The 17,544-nt window shown below is 69.6% G+C and carries 14 protein-coding genes and 2 pseudogenes; 7 read left to right on the plus strand and 9 right to left on the minus strand.

Features of this window, described 5'->3' with window-relative positions; genetic code table 11:
* From KDW55_RS17830 to KDW55_RS17840, 3 genes and pseudogenes are all read left to right on the plus strand, one after another.
* A pseudogene (locus KDW55_RS17830) lies at positions 1 to 1,201 on the plus strand (DUF802 domain-containing protein); the annotation flags it as partial.
* A 3-nt stretch (positions 1,202 to 1,204) separates the two neighbouring features.
* The gene (locus KDW55_RS17835) at positions 1,205 to 1,849 is read left to right on the plus strand and encodes an OmpA family protein (RefSeq protein WP_040139204.1); all 645 of its coding nucleotides are present in this window, start codon (positions 1,205 to 1,207) and stop codon (positions 1,847 to 1,849) included.
* Positions 1,846 to 2,466: a DUF2894 domain-containing protein gene (locus tag KDW55_RS17840; protein WP_069242644.1), complete on the plus strand. Its 621-nt coding sequence runs from the start codon at positions 1,846 to 1,848 to the stop codon at positions 2,464 to 2,466. Before KDW55_RS17835 ends, KDW55_RS17840 begins: the two co-directional genes overlap by 4 nt.
* A 47-nt stretch (positions 2,467 to 2,513) precedes the next feature.
* Here KDW55_RS17840 and KDW55_RS17845 read toward each other — a convergent pair.
* The 5 genes and pseudogenes from KDW55_RS17845 to KDW55_RS17865 all read right to left on the minus strand — a co-directional run bounded on the left by KDW55_RS17845 (position 2,514) and on the right by KDW55_RS17865 (position 7,946).
* A pseudogene (locus KDW55_RS17845) lies at positions 2,514 to 3,058 on the minus strand (NADPH-dependent FMN reductase).
* Positions 3,059 to 3,109: 51 nt separating this feature from the next.
* On the minus strand, positions 3,110 to 3,787 hold the full coding sequence (locus KDW55_RS17850; RefSeq protein ID WP_212160514.1) for a histone acetyltransferase: 678 nt from the start codon (positions 3,785 to 3,787) through the stop codon (positions 3,110 to 3,112).
* 104 nt (positions 3,788 to 3,891) lie between these two features.
* Complete coding sequence (locus tag KDW55_RS17855) at positions 3,892 to 4,116, minus strand: hypothetical protein (protein WP_209822226.1); 225 nt, start codon at positions 4,114 to 4,116, stop codon at positions 3,892 to 3,894.
* Between the two features lie 257 nt (positions 4,117 to 4,373).
* Positions 4,374 to 5,657 (minus strand): isoprenylcysteine carboxylmethyltransferase family protein, encoded by a 1,284-nt coding sequence (locus KDW55_RS17860; RefSeq protein WP_212160513.1) that lies wholly within the window; start codon positions 5,655 to 5,657, stop codon positions 4,374 to 4,376.
* 120 nt (positions 5,658 to 5,777) lie between these two features.
* Positions 5,778 to 7,946 carry a collagen-like triple helix repeat-containing protein gene (locus KDW55_RS17865; RefSeq protein ID WP_212198009.1) on the minus strand — a complete coding sequence of 723 codons (2,169 nt, stop codon included), beginning with the start codon at positions 7,944 to 7,946 and terminating at the stop codon, positions 5,778 to 5,780.
* 367 nt (positions 7,947 to 8,313) lie between these two features.
* Between KDW55_RS17865 and KDW55_RS17870 the strand changes: the two genes are divergently transcribed.
* Complete coding sequence (locus KDW55_RS17870; RefSeq protein ID WP_040140957.1) at positions 8,314 to 8,712, plus strand: carboxymuconolactone decarboxylase family protein; 399 nt, start codon at positions 8,314 to 8,316, stop codon at positions 8,710 to 8,712.
* Positions 8,713 to 8,769: 57 nt separating this feature from the next.
* Here the strand turns inward: KDW55_RS17870 and KDW55_RS17875 are convergent, their stop codons facing one another.
* From KDW55_RS17875 to KDW55_RS17885, 3 genes are read right to left on the minus strand one after another with little or no spacing between them, the layout of a single operon-like run.
* Positions 8,770 to 9,753: an alpha/beta hydrolase gene (locus tag KDW55_RS17875; protein WP_040139209.1), complete on the minus strand. Its 984-nt coding sequence runs from the start codon at positions 9,751 to 9,753 to the stop codon at positions 8,770 to 8,772.
* A gap of 7 nt (positions 9,754 to 9,760) precedes the next feature.
* The gene (locus KDW55_RS17880) at positions 9,761 to 11,323 is read right to left on the minus strand and encodes an NAD(P)/FAD-dependent oxidoreductase (protein ID WP_212160510.1); all 1,563 of its coding nucleotides are present in this window, start codon (positions 11,321 to 11,323) and stop codon (positions 9,761 to 9,763) included.
* The gene (locus tag KDW55_RS17885; protein WP_069242652.1) at positions 11,320 to 12,246 is read right to left on the minus strand and encodes an SDR family NAD(P)-dependent oxidoreductase; all 927 of its coding nucleotides are present in this window, start codon (positions 12,244 to 12,246) and stop codon (positions 11,320 to 11,322) included. Before KDW55_RS17885 ends, KDW55_RS17880 begins: the two co-directional genes overlap by 4 nt.
* An 88-nt stretch (positions 12,247 to 12,334) precedes the next feature.
* Between KDW55_RS17885 and KDW55_RS17890 the strand changes: the two genes are divergently transcribed.
* The gene (locus tag KDW55_RS17890; protein WP_209822231.1) at positions 12,335 to 12,991 is read left to right on the plus strand and encodes a TetR/AcrR family transcriptional regulator; all 657 of its coding nucleotides are present in this window, start codon (positions 12,335 to 12,337) and stop codon (positions 12,989 to 12,991) included.
* 166 nt (positions 12,992 to 13,157) lie between these two features.
* On the opposite strand, the gene KDW55_RS17895 is transcribed toward KDW55_RS17890, so the two are convergent.
* Positions 13,158 to 14,111 carry a LysR family transcriptional regulator gene (locus KDW55_RS17895; protein WP_040139213.1) on the minus strand — a complete coding sequence of 318 codons (954 nt, stop codon included), beginning with the start codon at positions 14,109 to 14,111 and terminating at the stop codon, positions 13,158 to 13,160.
* Positions 14,112 to 14,237: 126 nt separating this feature from the next.
* Here KDW55_RS17895 and KDW55_RS17900 point away from each other — a divergent pair, with 126 nt between their 5' ends.
* Together KDW55_RS17900 and KDW55_RS17905 are read left to right on the plus strand one after the other, a co-directional pair.
* Complete coding sequence (locus KDW55_RS17900) at positions 14,238 to 14,882, plus strand: glutathione S-transferase (RefSeq protein ID WP_069242654.1); 645 nt, start codon at positions 14,238 to 14,240, stop codon at positions 14,880 to 14,882.
* Between the two features lie 26 nt (positions 14,883 to 14,908).
* Positions 14,909 to 17,047 carry a pyridoxamine 5'-phosphate oxidase family protein gene (locus tag KDW55_RS17905; RefSeq protein WP_212198010.1) on the plus strand — a complete coding sequence of 713 codons (2,139 nt, stop codon included), beginning with the start codon at positions 14,909 to 14,911 and terminating at the stop codon, positions 17,045 to 17,047.
* Positions 17,048 to 17,544 lie beyond the last annotated feature (497 nt).

Genomic DNA, 17,544 nt, shown 5'->3' on the forward strand with positions numbered 1-17,544 from the left:
GCTTGCGGCGATGGCGGCGAAGCTCGGGGACGAATGGCAGCGCGCAGGCGCGCACAGCGCCGGCCGTCAGCAGCAGATCTGCGACGCGCTTGCACAAACGACGCGCGATCTCGCTGCACAAGCGTCCGCGTTCGAACAACGCTCGAACGAGCTGCTGTCGACGATCCGCGATTCGCACACGGGGCTGCAAACGCAACTCGCCGCGCGCGACGAAGCACGCTTGTCCGCGTGGAACGAATCGCTTGCGGCGATGGCGGCGAAGCTCGGGGACGAATGGCAGCGCGCAGGCGCGCACAGCGCCGGCCGTCAGCAGCAGATCTGCGACGCGCTTGCACAAACGACGCGCGATCTCGCTGCACAAGCGTCCACGTTCGAACAACGCTCGAACGAGCTGCTGTCGACGATCCGCGATTCGCACACGGGGCTGCAAACGCAACTCGCCGCGCGCGACGAAGCACGCTTGTCCGCTTGGAACGAATCGCTTGCGGCGATGGCCGCCGCGCTGCGCGACGAGTGGGCGCAGACGAGCGCGCAGGCCGCCGCGCGCCAGCAGGACATCTGCGACACGCTGACCCGCACCGCGAACGCGATCACCGCGCAGGCGCAAGTGCACGCAAGCGACACGATCAACGAGATCTCGCGCCTCGTGCAGGCTGCATCGGAAGCGCCGAAGGCCGCGGCCGACGTCGTCGCCGAACTGCGTCAGCGCCTGTCCGACAGCATGGTGCGCGACACCGCGATGCTCGACGAGCGCAGCCGCCTGCTCGCGACGCTCGAAACGCTGCTCGGCGCGGTCAACCACGCGTCGACCGAACAGCGCGCCGCAATCGACGCGCTGGTGAGCACGTCGGCCGACCTGCTCGATCGCGTCGGTGCACGCTTCAACGACACCGTCGATGCCGAAACGCGCAAGCTCGATTCGGTTGCCGCGCAGGTCGCTGCGGGCGCGGTCGAGGTCGCCAGCCTTGGCGACGCATTCGGCGCGGCCGTGCAGGTGTTCGGCGAATCGAACGACAAGCTGCTCACCCACCTGCAGCGCATCGAGGCCGCGCTCGAGAAGTCGCTCGCACGCAGCGACGAGCAACTGGAGTATTACGTCGCGCAGGCGCGCGAGGTCATCGACCTCAGCATGATGTCGCAGAAGCAGATCGTCGAAGACCTGCAGCATCTCGCCGGTCGGCGCGCATCGGTCGGAGCGTAACGCATGCACGACGAAATCGACGACGGCGCTCCCGCCGCGCCGGTATGGCCCGCGTTTGCCGACCTGATGTCGGTGCTGCTCGGCGCATTCGTGCTGATTCTCGTTGGCGTGATCGGCATGCAGTTGCAGCTCACGTCGAAGCTCGAGGAAGCCGTGCGCGCCCGGCAACTGGAGGCGCAACAGCGCGAGTCGCTGGAGAAGGCGCTCGCCGGCCCGCTCGCCGCCGGCCGCGTGACGCTCGTGAACGGTCGCATCGGCATCAGCGGCAACGTGCTGTTCGCGTTGAACTCCGATCAGTTGCAACCCGACGGCCGCGATCTGCTGAAGACGCTTGCCGGCCCGCTTGCCGCATACCTGAACACGCGCGACGAGATCTTGATGATCAGCGGCTTCGCCGACGACCAGCAGGTGCGCGCCGGCAACCGCCTGTTCGCGGACAACTGGGAACTGTCGGCCAAGCGCGCGCTGACGGTCACGCGCACGCTGATCGATGCGGGCGTGCCCGCACACTCGGTGTTCGCGGCCGCGTTCGGCTCCGAGCAGCCGGTCAGCTCGAATGCCGACGATGAAGGCCGCGCGAAGAACCGTCGCGTCGAGATCGCGCCGGTGCCGCGCAAGGCCGCGTCGAACGGGGGGAAAGCGAAGTGACCGACGACGCGACGCACGTGCGCGCGACGCTCGACGCGTGGCGCGCGCAGGGCGCCGACCGGCTTGATCCCGTGCGCTTCCATCGGCTCGACGCGCTCGAGAAGCGCACGGCCGCGCTCGATGGCGATGCGCGCGCGCTGCTCGATGCGCGGCTCGCGATGCTGCTTGACGCGTATGCGGACATCGTCGCGCGCGCTGCCGAAGCGACGGACGCGGCGCAGGCGGTGCGGCCGGCGCGCAGCCGCCTTGGCGAGCTCGTCGCGCAAATCGCACGCGACGCGCAGGCCGACCGGCGCGGGATCGATCCCGAACTCATCGACTACTTCCGCACGACGTGGTCGAAGGTGCGAACCGAACAGCAGTACCGGCAGTCGCTCGACCAGGTGCCGCGCAACGCGGGGCCGCTCAATTCGAACAGCCTCGTGCACCGGTCGCTCGCGACGATGCGCGAGTTGTCGCCGGAATACCTTCAGCAGTTCCTGTCGTATGTCGATGCGCTGGCGTGGCTCGAGGATCTCGCCGGCGGCGCCGCGCAGCCGGAGAAGGAGGCGCCGCGCGCGAAAGCCGCGAAGGCGTCGAAGCCGGCGAAGAAGGCCACGCGCGCCAACGCGCGATAGCTGCGTGACGCACGATGACGCACGCGTTCGCGCGCGGCGTCCTTCGTCTAGCGCCTGGCCGGCCGTTCGCCGATCGCCGCGCGCAATGCGTGCAACGCGTCGCGCAGCGCCGACGCGAACGGCGGATGTGCGGCAATGTCGGCAGCGGGATCGACGCGGGCTCGACGATGCACGCGGACATCACCGACAGCGTCTCCCGCAGCGCGGCGTCCGCATGCGTTGCGCGCGGCGATGCGTTCAACACCGCGACCGGTTTGTACACGACCGCTTCCGATCCCACCACCCAGTCCAGCGCGTTCTTCATCACGCCCGTCACGCCGTGCGCGTATTCCGGGCTCGCGATCAGCACGCCATCGGCGGCGTTCAGCCGATCGATCAGGTCGCGCACCGCGTCCGGCGACGGATATTCGGTATCAGGGTTGAACAGCGGAAGTTCGCCCAGGCGATCGAAGCGCGCGATGCGCATGCCGCGCGGTACGACGCGCGCGGCCGCATCCAGCAGCGCCGCGTTGTACGACTGCGCACGCAGGCTGCCGCACAACGCGACGATCTCGATGCGGTGCGTGCAATCGGTTCTGGGTTCGGTGGCCATCGAGGGGTGGGGCGGCGGTTGGCTGGCGCGGCGGCGCGCGGAACCGGGCGATTATCGCACCGGTATGCGCGGTGCGTGGCGCGCGTTGGCCGCGTCGCGCGGGCGATGCGCTGCGCGACCGTCCGGTGGACGCTGCGCGTGCTCACATCCCGCTTCATCGACGCCGGTCATCCCGGTGGCGCGTGCCAGCTCGCCAAACGTCCATCCGTTGCCGAGCAAGAGCCGGCGCGTATGCAGCGCACCGTGCACGTCGTCGGCAACGGTTTCGCCGAGATAGCGCAGCGCGCGGTCTTCGACGTCGACGAAGCCATGCCGGTAATCGCCTGCGAGCGCCGTCCACAGCCGCGCCGCGCCGACCGACTGCCGCGCGCCGCTGATCAGGCACAGGCCCGCGTCGAGTCCCCATCGATACAGCGTCGTCGCGAGGCCCCTGCGTTGCGCGGATCCGCGCAGCCGCGTATGCGGTGCGCGCAGGTAGCGGTCCGCGCGGCGCGGCAGTTCGGGCAGCCGGTTGAATACCATGTAGCCGGCGAGCTGGCGCGCGGCCCGGTCTTCGACGTAAAGAAAGAATTCGCCGTCCGCTTCGCGGTGGCGGACGAACAGGCCGGCGCCGCCGAGCGCGATCGCCGGCAGGTGGTGCAGGCGGTGGCCTGGCTCGTGCAGACGCGCGTAGAGCGTGTCGAGTTCATCGTCGATGTCGTGCTGGCAATGCTGTACGTCGATACGCATGGCAAAAGGCGCCCGTCCCGGGCGCATCGAGAAAGGAGTTCATCGCAACAGGGGAAAGAAATGGAAGCGGCCCCCGGGCTCGGCGAACGAGCCGGGGCCGCGAATCAGCCGGGGATGTGCTGGAAACCGGCGGCGATCGCGGCGAGGCCCGCGATGCAGAGTGCGAACAGGATCACGACTTTGTGGATCACGCCTCTCTCCTCAAGAACGCGCGGCGCTGCACGAGTTGCGCCGCAGAGACGGTGATGGCGGGCACGGCCCGCGCGGCCGTCGCACGGAACGACGGTCGAAGGTCCGGGCGACGCGCGCTCGCGGACGGTCAGCACCATACGCGAGGGGTTCCGGTCAGGCAACCGGGCTGCGGGAGAAAAGCGACGAAACGCGAGGAATCGGCGTGTTTCGCGACAATAGGCCGCACGAGGCGGCTTGTTGCAATGGCGGATGGGCGACACTGCGCATCGTTCGGCGCAGAACCGGGCGGCGCGTCATCGTATGCGCGTCGCCGCCGCTCAAAGCGCGGCGGCCGTGCATGCCGGGCCGGCGTCGCCCGCGACGCGAGCGAGCGGCCGACTGGCCGCCGGCTGCGTCACGCCGCCTGTCGCCCTCCGAACGCATGCCTGATCCGCGCGAACACCCCGTGCTGCGCGATCCACTCCGCGTATGCGCGATAGTCGGGATCGCGCATCAAATGGCGTTCTTCGGTCTTCGCGCGTATGTAGTAGATCAGGTTGACCGCGACGAGCCCCGCGCAGTGCATCAGCCCGACCTGCCAGCCGAGCGGCTCGACGAACGGCACCGACACCATCCAGTACGACAGGTTCTTCGTGATGTATGCGGGATGCTTCGTGAAGCGATACGGGCCGGACGTGATGATGCCGCGATTCGTCAGGTTCGAGAAACGCAACCCGAACGAGATCGTCGACAGCGCGTACGTCATCAGCAGCACGATGATCGCCGCACCCCAGATGACGCGCAGCGTCGGCGCGGACAGCAGCCAGTTGTCCCAGAACAGCGAGCCTTCGTAGCGGATGTAGTTGTTCGAGATCAGCGACCAGAACGGCTGATAGCACATCAGCGCGGCGACCCAGCCGAGCGTGGTCGGCTCGACGGTGCGCACGTGGCTGTCGAGAATCCGGAACGTGCACAGATAGCCGACGGTGCCGAACATCAGGTCCATCGTGAACGACAGGTCGTACAGGAACACGAAGGTCGCGAGCGTCATCGGCGCATGCATCGCGTTGGCCAGGGACGCGCTCAGATGGTCTGCGTCCTTCGACAGGTACACGGTCATCAGCGGCAGGAAGAACGCCTTCACGCCCCAGCCGGCGAGCATCTCGCGCACGGGCTGCCAGCTCGCCGGCTTTTCGCGGCGGAACAGGTAGCGCCCCCATAACAGGTACGCGTCGTCGGTTTCGCGCTGGTGACGATCCATCCACGCAAAGTAGAACGGCGCGGCGACGATCACATACGGCGCGAGCGAGCGCAGCAGCGACCAGAACGGCAGGTAGAACGCGCCGTGATATTCGGGCAGCAGCCAGTAGATCGCGCCGATGCCGGCGTAGATCGACGTCAGTGCGCCCAGCCGCGTCGCGACGCGGGCGAGCCCGAGCGGGCGCACGGCCTGCCGTGACAGGCCCGCGCTCGGCCGCAGGTAGACGCGCGAGATGAAGATTTCGTGCAGCGCGATCGTGCCGATGATCGCGAGGCTGGCGATGACCGCGCGCGCGGCGGCGTCGACGCCCGGCTGGTCGCGCGTGATCCACAGTGCGAACAGGCCGGCCGCGATGCCGAGCAGACCGGCGCGGAATGGCGTGGCGGAAGGGGGCGGGCGGTGCTGGACCGCGGCGATGCCGTCGATGGCGGAGTTCATGATCAGATCCTCGTCGGGATGATGGCCGGCGCCCCCGCTTGGCGGGTGGCGCCGGCCGTCGGCCAGGCTTCGATTTGGTATGTGCCCGGCCATTGGCCTGTGGTTGTGATACGTGAAGCGTTACTTCTTGGGGATCGTGCCGCCGAGCAGGCCGCCGAGCAGATTCGTCACCGGCGCGAGCAGGTTGGTCGTGCTGCCCGCGGCACCGGTCGAGCTGCCGGTCAGGCCCGCGGCCACGGTGCCGCTGCCGGACGGCGTCGTCACCGTGCCGGCCGCACCGCCCGGGCTGGCCGTGCCGACAGCGCCGAGCGAGCCGGCCGCAGAGGTCAGCGAACCCGTCAGCGTGCCGACCGGACCGCTCGTCAGCGCACCGCCGAGATTGCCGGTCAGGCTGCCGCCCGGCGTCGTGACCGTGCCGGTCAGGCTTGCGCCAAGCGGCGTCAACGCGTTGACGAGGCCGGTAACCGGCGCGAGCAGGCCGCCGACGCCCGAGCCGCTGGTGCCACTCGTACCGCTGGTCCCGCTGGTGCCGCCCGTACCGCTCGAACCGAGGCCGCCGAGCGCACCGGTCACCGTGCCGAGCAGGCCGGTGATCGGCGCGAGCGGACCGCCGCTGGTGCCGCTCGTTCCGCTGGTGCCGCTGGTGCCGCCCGAGCCGCTCGAGCTGCTGCCGCCGCCGAGCCCGCCCGTGAGCGTGCCGAGCAGGCCGGTGATCGGTGCGAGCGGGTTGGTGCCGCTGCTGGAGCTGCCGCTGGACAGCAGGCCGCCGGTCGATGAGACGGTGTTGCCGAGCTGCGATACGGTGCTGCCGAGGCTCGTGCCGACCGGGTTGCCGGTGGCGCCGCCAACCTGCGTACCGGCGAGGCCGAGGCCGCTGCCGAGCGTGCCCAGCAGGCCGCTCAGCGGCGCGCCGAGCAGCGTGGCGTTGCCGAGCGTTTGCGTGGCGCCCGGCGTCGTGACACCGCCGGTCAGCGTGTTCGTGATCGGGTTGATCACGCTGCCGAGCTGCGTTTCGAGCTGCTGCACCGGCGCGCTGTTCAGCGCGGTGTTCAGCGCCGATGCCGTCGAGTTGACCGCGGTGCCGACCGTGTTGACGAGGCTGCCGACCAGCGTCGTCGCCGGCGCGAGCGGTGCGAGCGGACCGGTGCCGAGGCTCGTCACCGCATTGCCGAGGTTGTTGACGGCGCCGCCGGCGCCGGTCAGCAGGCCGGTGGTCGACGTGAGCGTCGGGCCGAGCGGGTTCGGCGATACGCCGATCGAGCCGAGGCCGGCCGCGACGCCGTTGCCGAGCGACTGCACGCCGTTGCCGAGGCTCGTGACCGCGTTGCCGACGCTCGTGGCCGTCGTCGGGTTCGTGCCGGGAATCTGCACGCCGCCGATCTGCGAGCCGCCGTTCGCGACTACCGTGCCGAGGCTGGTGACGAGCGTGCCGGTTTGCTGAAGGACGTTGCCCAGCGGGGTGACGCCGGTGCCGGAGGTGCCCGAGGTGCCGGAAGTACCGGAGGTGCCCGACGTGCCCGAGGTGCCCGAGGTGCCCGAAGTGCCCGAAGTGCCCGAGGTGCCCGAGGTGCCCGAGGTGCCCGAGGTGCCCGAGGTACCCGAGGTGCCCGAGGTGCCCGAGGTGCCCGAGGTGCCGGAAGTACCGGAGGTGCCCGAAGTGCCCGAAGTGCCCGAGGTGCCCGAGGTGCCCGAGGTGCCGGAAGTACCGGAGGTGCCCGAAGTGCCCGAAGTGCCCGAAGTGCCCGAAGTGCCCGAGGTGCCCGAGGTGCCGGAAGTACCGGAGGTGCCCGAAGTGCCCGAGGTGCCCGAGGTGCCGGAAGTACCGGAGGTGCCCGAAGTGCCCGACGTGCCGGAAGTACCGGAGGTGCCCGAAGTGCCCGAAGTGCCCGAAGTGCCCGAAGTGCCCGAAGTGCCCGAAGTGCCCGAAGTGCCCGAAGTGCCCGAAGTGCCCGAAGTGCCCGAAGTGCCCGAAGTACCCGAGGTGCCCGAGGTGCCCGAGGTGCCGGAAGTACCGGAGGTGCCCGAAGTACCCGAAGTACCGGAACTCCCCGAAGATCCACCCCCCGACGTCCCCGACGAGCCGCCGCCGGACGTCCCCGAACTGCCGCCGCCGGATGTCGAAACGTTCCCCGAGCCGCCGGAAGTGCCCGACGTCCCTGACGTACCCGAAGTCCCCGACGTACTCGGCTTGATCGGCGTCACCGGACCGTCGACCGAGCCGCAGCCATACAGTGTGACGAGCGACATGACGGCCAGCGATACCGTTGTTTTCTTGAAGTAATGGTGCATGGTGCCCTCGACATTGAAAGTTGTGTCCGGGGCGATTACTGCAAATTTCGCGCCATGGCATTTTTCCCGCGACGCGACGGCGCTTTGTTGCGGGAATCGGGAAGATCGGCGCGATTTAAACGGAGGAATGGCGGTTTGACGCGGGTGGTGCGGCAGTCGCGCCGCCGGCGGATGCCGCGATGTTCCCGCAAGGCGCCGTAACGCACGGCGGGATGTTACGTAGCGTTCGCGCTGGCGCCGGCGATCCGAGCGCGCCGTCTTTGACGAAACGCCCGCGCGCCGCGAACATGACGCGAACCCCAACCGGTTATCGAGGCCGTACCGAAGCGGTCACGACTTCCATCACACGATCGAACAGGACATCGACATGAGCGAACAGGACAGGGAACGCGGGAAGGCGCGACGCGCCGAGGTCATGGGCGATGCATTCGTCGAGCGCGCGATGCGCGATCTCGACGGTTTCTCACGTCCGCTGCAGAACTGGCTGAACGAGCATGCATGGGGCAGCACCTGGCAGCGCGGCGGGATCGACCTGAAGACGCGCAGCCTCTGCACGTGCGCGATGCTGGCCGCGCTCGGCCGCGGCACGGAGCTGAAAGGGCATATTCGCGGCGCGCTCAACAACGGCGCGACCCTCGTCGAGATCCGCGAGGTATTGCTGCACAGCGCGCTGTATGCGGGCGCGCCGGCCGCGGTCGAAGCATTCCGCAGCGCCCGCGACGTGATCTCGGAGCTTGGGCTGTCCGCGCCCGACGACGAGGCCTGATGTCGTCGCCGCGGTCGTTGTCCGGCGCGGAATCAGCCTTCGCGTTGCTGCCGCGACCTACGCGAGGCGCACCGGCTGCGGGGCGCCGTCAACCGGCGCGGCGGCGACTTCGAGCAGCCAGTCTGCGGTCGCGTCCGGCATCGTGACCGGCAGCATGTGGCCGCCTTCGACGACCTTCAGCCGCACGCGCGCCGATTTCTGCGCGAGCGCGTCGCCGTGCGTGCGCCAGTTCAGGATCGGATCGGCGCGGCCGTACAGCACGTCGACCGGCAGCGCGAGTTCCGCGTAGCGCCGTTCCATCGCGGGCAGGTCGACGGGCGCCGACAGCAAGTCCGTCGCGGTCGCGTAGAACACCTGCGGGCGCAACCCGAGCAGCCCGCCGCCCTTCACCGGGAAGTCGCGCGGCACGGCTTCCGGCGCGAACACCTGCCGCACGGCGCCGCGGCCGGTCAGGATCGTCAGCGGGATCGCGAAGGTCCACGACACGAAGCGGCGCACGAGCGGCGACGGCAGCATCAGCGGCTTGAACGGCGCGGGCGGTTCGGTTTGCTCGTGCGACAGCGGCGCAATCAGCGCGAGCCGGCTTACGTGCTCCGGATGGTTCAGACCGACCGCGAGCGCGATCGCGCCGCCCAGCGAGTGGCCGACGAGCACCGGGCGATCGAGCTTCAGCGCATCGATGAACGCGGCGATCGTGCGGGCCTGCGCGAACACGTTGGCCTGCGAATCGGCGCCGCGCAGCGAACGGCCTGCGCCGGGGCGGTCGACGAAGATCACGCGATGGTGCTGCGCGAGCCGCGTGAGCGGCAGGTACGCGAAATTGCGCCACTGGCCGGCGAGCCCGTGCACGAACACGATCGGCGATCCGCTGCCGTACTCGACGTAGTGGATGCGATCGCCGCCGACGTCGACGAAGCGGCCTTCCGGCGGAAACGCGCGCGTCACGCGGTGCGCGACGTAACCGGAAAACAGCGCGAGCGCAGCGAGCAGCGCGACCGCGCCGAGCAGCACGTTCTGGATCAGATGAAGCGTATGGCTCATGTCGGCCTCAACGGGTTTCGAGTACGGGTTCGGCAACCGGCGCGGCGGCCGGGCCGGCTTTCGCGCGGCGTTCGAACTGCATCGCGGAATCCTGGAGCCCGCTGAACTTCAGCGACGCCAGATCCAGCACGTAGTTCTGGTGGAACTTCCATGGCTTGCGGTGCCCCTGCTTCGGCAGAATGCCGGCCGCGCGCTGGATGTAGCCCGAGCTCAGGTTCACTGCCGGCACGTCGCCGAGATCGCCGGCGCCGAGCCGCGGCACGCACGTGTCGTAACCGTGCGCGCGCATGTGGTTCAGCAGCCGGCACACGTAGCGCGCGATCAGCTCGGCCTTGAGCGTCCACGACGCGTTCGTGTAGCCGAACGACGATGCGAGGTTCGGCACGTCGCTGTACATCATGCCTTTATAGGACACCGTCTGCGGCAGGTCGACCGCGCGGCCGTCCACCGTGACGCGCGCGCCGCCGAGCATCTTCACCTTCAGCCCTGTCGCGGTGACGATCACGTCCGCATCGAGTTGCTCGCCGCTCTTCAGCTTCAGGCCGGTCGGCGTGAAGCGTTCGATCTCGTCGGTGACGATCGATGCGCGGCCCGCCCGAATCGACTTGAACAGGTCGCCGTTCGGCACCAGGCATACGCGCTGGTCCCATGGCATGTAGCGCGGCGTCAGGTGCTTCGCGACGTCGAAGTCGGGCCCGAGCTGCTTGCCGGCCGCGCGAATGATGAACCGCTTCGTGCGCTCGGGCTTGCGGCGCGACACGTTGTACAGGTACATCGTCAGCAGCACGTTCTTCACGCGCACGACCCGGTGCGCGAGCCGCGACGGCAGCACGCGGCGCAGCGCGTTCGCGATCCTGTCGCGCGCGGGCAGCGACACGATGTAGGTCGGCGAGCGCTGCAGCATCGTCACGTGCTTCGCATCCGCCGCCATCGACGGCACGAGCGTGACGGCCGTCGCGCCGCTGCCGATCACGACGACGCGCCTGTTCGCGTACGACAGGTCCTTCGGCCATTGTTGCGGATGCACGATCCGGCCTTCGAACGTTTCCATCCCGGCCCAGTCGGGCAGATAGCCGCCGTCGTAGTCGTAATAGCCGCTGCACATGTACAGGAAGCGGCACGTGTAGACGAGCGTGTCGACCGCGCCGTCGCGCGTGCGTTCGACGCGCACCGTCCAGCGCGCGCGATGCGAATCCCAGTCGGCGGCAACCACTTTCTGCCCGTAGCGGATCGTCTTGTCGATGCCGTACGCGCGCGCGGTGTCCCGGATGTAGTCGAGGATCGTCTGGCCGTCCGAGATCGCGTTGTCACTGTGCCACGGGCGGAAGCTGTAGCCGAGCGTGAACATGTCGGAATCCGAACGGACGCCCGGGTAGCGGAACAGGTCCCAGGTGCCGCCGATCGCATCGCGCGCCTCGACGATCGCGACGCTCGCGTACGGGCAACGCTTTTGCAGGTGATACGCGGCGCCGATGCCGGACAAGCCGGCGCCGACGATCAGCACGTCGAGGTCGCGGTCGTCGCCGCAGGCGGGCGGCGCGTCGCGCCGGTCGGTCGTCGTCGATGTCATGCGCAATCCTTGCCGGAGTGGGTCGAGAGCGCCGACGGCGCGGGCGCGCGTCCTGCCGGCGGCGCTTCGTTCCGGCGGAGGTTGCGTGCACGGGCGCGGCGCACGTGGCGTAGCACCAGCCGCTGGTAGCCGGCGCCGAGCAGGCGCGCGAGCTTGTCGAGACGGCGCGCATCGGCGCCGACCAGCACCCGCCGCGCATTGCGCTCGACGCCCGCGAGGATCTGCCGCGCGGCGTCGTCGGCGGTGGTCGCATCGATCATCCGGTTCGCCTGGCGGCGGTGGGTCGCTTCGTCCTGGCCAGTCAGCGCATGGATGCTGGTGTCGACGCGGCTGGCGTCGACGATGTTGGTGGCCACGCCGCCCGGATGCACACACGTCGCGCTGACTGGTGCGCCGTCGAGCTCGAGTTCCATCCGCAACGCCTCGGTGAAGCCGCGCACCGCGAACTTGGTCGCGTTGTACGCGCTCTGCGTCGGCATCGCGATGAGCCCGAACAGGCTCGACGTGTTGATCACGTGCCCGTCGCCGGACGCACGCAGATGCGGCAGGAACGCCTGCGTGCCGTGCACGACACCCCAGAAATTGATGCCGACGATCCATTCGAGATCGGCGAGGCTCGCGGTCTCCGCGCTCGCGGCCAGCGACACGCCCGCGTTGTTGAAGATCAGGTTGACCTTGCGATGTTCGGCACGCACGAAGTCGGCCCACGCGAACACCGCGTCGCGATCGGCGACATCGAGCCGGCGCGTGCTCGTGCGCACGCCGTACGCCGCGCAAGCGGCCGCCGTGCCGGCGAGCCCGACATCGTTGACGTCGGCGAGCGCGACTTCGCAGCCGCGCCGTGCGAGTTCGACCGCGAGGCTGCGGCCCATGCCCGAACCGGCGCCCGTGATCGCGGCGACCTTGCCGGAAAAACCCTTCATCGGTTGTCCCTCCCGTTCCGCTTGCGCCATACCGGCAGCGCTTCTATTGTGGTGTTGTTCGTCACCACTTTAGTTTTCGCATGTCCTGATGTCAAATAGCGAAATGGAGAAAGCACTCGAAACGGAAAAACGGGGCCGCGCATACGGCGGTGTCGCGCCCGAAGTGCGGGCGGCGGAGCGGCGCGACGCGCTGATCCGCGCGGCGACGCAGGTGTTCGGCACGGTCGGCTTTCGCAAGGCGACCGTGCGGGCGATTTGCCACGAAGCGAAGCTCAACGACCGCTATTTCTATGCGGCGTTCGACAGCACCGAGGATCTGCTGCGCTGCACGTACCTGCATCATGCGCAGCGCCTGCACGACGCGGTCGCACGCGCGGTGGCCGAGCGCGGCGGCGATCTGAGCGAAAGCGTCGACGCGGGGCTCGCGGCGTTCTTCGCATTCCTGCGCGATCCGTGCGCGGCGCGTGTGCTGCTGCTCGAGGTAATGGGCGTGAGTGCGGATACCGACACGACGTACCAGCGGATGCTGATCGACTTCGGCAAGCTGATCATGGCGATCGGCGCGACGCGTGAGGCCGTAACGCCCGCGGAGCGGACCGAGCAGCGGCTCGTCGGGCTCGCGCTCGTCGGCGCGATGACGAACGTCGGCGCCGCTTGGTTGCTGACCGGGTATCGCGATCCGGAGGCGCAGATGATCGCGAGTTGCAGGAAAGTGCTGCTCGGGACGTTGCGCGAAGCGCGCTAGGTGCGCGGCCATGTGCGGTGTGCGGCCGGCGCGGCATGAGACCGGGTTCGCACGAGGAACGGCCTCGTTGAGCGGCAAGCGCCGGCGGAGAATGCATCGTCGCGCCAACGTCGCGATGGCGACCCGGCAGGCGAGCCACGGCTGGATCGATCCGGCCGCCGGCTGCCTACCGTGCCGAGCGCTTCGGCCGCGTCGTCGGCGACGGGGCGGCCGGCCGGGTTGCGACGATCGTTGCCTTCATCGCGTCGATGAACGCGCGCACCTTCGGCGACGGCAGCCGTGTCGGCGGATACACCGCGTGAATCCCGGCGCGCGCCGACCGCCACGCGGGCAGCAGCCGCACGAGCCGGCCGGTTGCGAGATCGTCGGCGATCGAGAAATCCGTCAGCAGCCCGAAGCCGCCGCCCGCGAGCGCGATCGCACGGCAGGCGGTCGCGGTGTTGGACACGATCGGCGCGACGCAGCGCACCGACGCATGCGCGCCGCTCGCGTGATGGAGTTCGAGCGTATGCGGGCGCGACAGCGTCGACAGCATCACGAACGGCAGCGCGGCGAGCGCATCGGGTTCGCGCGGCAGCCCGTGCCGCGCGACGAACGCGGGACTCGCGACGACCCACTTCTCGTATTCGCCGAGCTGCGCCGCGCGATAGTTCGAATCCGCGAGCCGGCCGATGCGGATCGCGACGTCGAGATTGTCCGCGACGAGATCGGCGATACGATCGTTCGCGATCAGCTCGACGTCGAGCCCCGGATGCGCTTCGCGCAGCGCGACGATGGCCGGCGCGACGACCAGCGCGCCGTAGTCGATCGGCACGCTCACGCGCAGCGTGCCCCGCAGCGGCCCCGCATCGGATGAGACGGCGTCCAGCGCCGATTCGGTCGCCCGCACGATGTCGCGGCACGCATCGTAGAACACGCGGCCCGCATCGGTCACGCTCAGTCGCCGGGTGGTGCGCACCAGCAGGTTCGCGCCGACTTCGGATTCGAGACGCTGCATGTGCGTGCTGACCACCGTTTTCGCGAGACCGAGCCGTTCGGCGGCCGCCGTCAACGAGCCGGCATCGACCACGGCGACGAAGATCGCCAGCCGGTTCAGGTTCACGTCCCGCAGATCGGCCATCGTGATTGTCCTATGAAAGCGGATAATGTTTCAGTCATTATCCGTCTTCTGGATGCGAACGGCGAGCGCTACGCTGGGGCCGTTCGTCGCCGATTCCCGGCGCCGCGAGATCCAGGAGCCATTTCCATGTCCGCAGCCAGCAAGCCCGCCCGTCCGGTTCGCGTCTATTCGTTTCCGCTGTCGGGGCACGCGCATCGTGTCCGGCTGTTCCTGTCGCTGCTCGGGTTGCCGTTCGAGATCGTCGACGTCGACCTCGCGGCCGGCGCGCAGCGCGATCCGGCGTTTCTTGCGCTCAACCCGCTCGGCCAGGTGCCGGTGATCGACGACGACGGCACCGTGCTCGCCGATTCCAATGCGATCCTCGTGTATCTCGCGAAGCGCTACGGCGACGCGCACTGGCTGCCCGACGATGCCGTCGGCGCCGCGACCGTGCAGCGCTGGCTGTCGTACGCGGCGGGGCCGATCGCGTCGGGGCCCGCGGCCGCGCGGCTCGTCACCGTGTTTCACGCATCGCTCGATCACGACGCGGCCAAGCGCACGGCCGCGAAGGTGCTCGGCGTGATCGACGGCGAGCTCGCGGGCAAGCCGTTCGCGGCGGGCGCGCGACCGACGGTCGCCGACATCGCCGCATACACGTACATCGCGCATGCGCCGGAAGGCGGCGTGTCGCTCGAACCGTATCCGCACGTGCGCGCGTGGCTCGCACGCGTCGAGGCGCTGCCGGGCTTCGTCGCGATGCCGTCGACGCGCGCCGGCTTGCTCGCGGCCTGACGCCGCGTCTTTACCGGGAGAACATCGTGACCGTGCCGACCGTTGCCGTACCGGGCTGGGAGCTCGACGACGCGCCGTTTCATGCGGGCGAGCTCGCCGTGCAGCAGCGCGCGGGCGTGACCGAAGCCGCGAGCGCGGCCGGCCGGCGCGGGATTCGGCGCTTCATGCCGGAGCAGCACCGGACGTTTTTCGCGCAGCTGCCGTTTTTCGTGCTCGGCGGCGTCGATGCAGGCGGCCAGCCGTGGGCGACGCTGCGGGTCGGGACGCCCGGCTTCGTGACGACGCCGGACGCGCGCACGCTGCGCATCGACGGCGACCCGCTGCCCGGCGATCCGCTTGCCGGCGCATGGCAGCCCGGCGCGCCGCTCGGCGGGCTGGGCATCGAGTTCGATACGCGCCGGCGCAACCGGGTGAACGGCGTCGTGCGCGCGGTCGATGGCCGCGCGCTGACGATCGCGGTCGAGCAGAGCTTCGGCAACTGCGCGAAGTACATCCAGGCGCGCAAGCCGGCGTTCGTCCCGCGCGACGGCGCCGCCGCGGTCCACGTCGACGTCGACGTGTCGGATCGGCTGAACGACGCGGATCGCGTGCTGCTTGCGCATGCCGACACGTTCTTCGTCGCGAGCGCGAACACGTCGGACGCTGCTGGCGCCGCCCGCGGTGCGGACGTGTCGCATCGCGGCGGAATGCCGGGCTTCGTGCGCGTCGAAGACGCACACACGCTGACGACGCCGGATTTCAGCGGCAACCGCTTTTTCAATACGCTCGGCAACCTGCAGCACGATCCGCGCGCCGGGTTGCTGTTCGTCGATTTCGACAGCGGCGACCTGCTGTATGTCGCCGCGCGGGCGGAGATCGTTTGGGACGGCCCGCTCGTCGCGTCGTTCGACGGCGCGCAGCGGGTCGTGCGGTTTCATGTGCGTGAAGTACGGCGTGCGCGCGGCGTGCTGCCGTTTCGGTGGTCGGCGGTCGAGCGGGCGCCGCAGTTCGCGGGGAGGACGGGCGCGGCGAGCGCGGGCGGGGGCGGAGTATCGGCGTCACCGCCGCTCGTATCCGCACCGGTTTCCCAGTCTGCAGCGGAGCCTGCATCCGGATCGGCATCCGCACCGGAACCGGCGCCGGCGTCGGGCTCGCCTGCCACATGGCGCCCGCTGCGCATCGCGAAGATTGTCGACGAAGCGCGTGCGATTCGCTCGTTTCATTTCGAACCGGCAGATGGCGGCGTGTTGCCGTCGTACGAAGCCGGACAGCATTTGACGCTGCGCGTCGCGCTGCCGGACAGCGATGCGCCGACGATTCGCAGCTACACGCTGTCCGATGCGCCCGGCGCGTCGCATTACCGGATCACCGTGAAGCGCGAAGGGCGCGTGTCGCGCTGGCTGCACGACCATGCGCGAGCCGGGATGACGCTCGATGCGCAGATGCCGCGCGGCCGCTTCACGTTCGACGTTGCGAGCCCGCGCCCTGCCGTGCTGGTGTCGGCCGGCATCGGCATCACGCCGATGATCGCGATGCTGCGCCGCGCGCTCGCCGACGACACGCCTTCGCGCCGCGTCGTGTTCGTGCACGGCGCGCGCGAGCCGGCCGACCGGGCGTTCGCGACGGAATTGACGCGCGTCGCGGACGCCGACGCGCGCGTGTCGCTGCACTGGTTCGACAGCCGGCCGCAGCGCGACGGCACCGCGCGGGCCGGCCGCGTCGACATCGCGCAACTGAAGCGCATTCTGCCGTTCGACGACTACGACTTCTACCTGTGCGGGCCGGCTGCGTTCATGCGCGACCTGTACGGCGGATTGCGCGCGCTGAACGTGCCGGACGAACGGATCCGCTTCGAGTCGTTCGGCCCGTCGAGCGTTGTCCGCAGCGGGAACCATGCGGCAGATGCGCGGCCGCCGGCGAGCGTGCCCGTCGTGTTCCGCCGCACCGCGCGCGACGCCGCGTGGACGCCCGCGGACGGCACGCTGCTCGAATTCGCGGAAGGCCAGGGCGTTGCGGTGCCGTCCGAATGCCGGTCGGGGTCGTGCGGTGCGTGTGCGACGCGCGTGCTCGCCGGTGCGGTCGATTACGTGCAGCCTCACGACGCCGACGTCGCACCCGGCTGCGCGCTGCTGTGCGTCGCGCGGCCCGCCGAAGGGGCCGTAGAGCCGCTCGTGCTCGACCGGTGACGGGCGAGCGGCCGACGCGCGAGCACGGTGCGGCACGCGGGCGCACGACGTGCTGCTTTTCTTGGTCGTGGCGCGCGCCATCCGATTCTCCAGACCCGGACCCCGCCCGGGGTAAAATGCGCGCCACGCCCCAAATGTCGCGCGCAACGAGCATGCGGCCATCTCGGTGAACGGCGCACGCAGCTGCCCGCCGACCGAAGCGGGGCGTCTGATGCGCCCCCCGCACGACAGCACGGCGACGCCGCCGCGACCCGACAGGCATCCGGCTCACGATGGATCGACGGCCGCGTCGGCGCCCGACGCATCGCGTTGATTCGAGGTTCCATTCCGCGCTTTTCCGAACGATCGGCACGCATGCGGCCGGTCGCTCGATTCGTCCGATGAACGTCGTGCTGACGCGTGTGTGCGGGGAGCGCCCGTGCGTCGGCGTAACGGGTGCGCATCACGTATTTCGAGTGTTTCGACAGGGACGAGTGGCGAGTTTTCCATCCAGAACG

The sequence above is a fragment of the Burkholderia sp. AU19243 genome, from assembly GCF_018148075.1.
Taxonomy (GTDB): Bacteria; Pseudomonadota; Gammaproteobacteria; order Burkholderiales; family Burkholderiaceae; genus Burkholderia; species Burkholderia latens_A.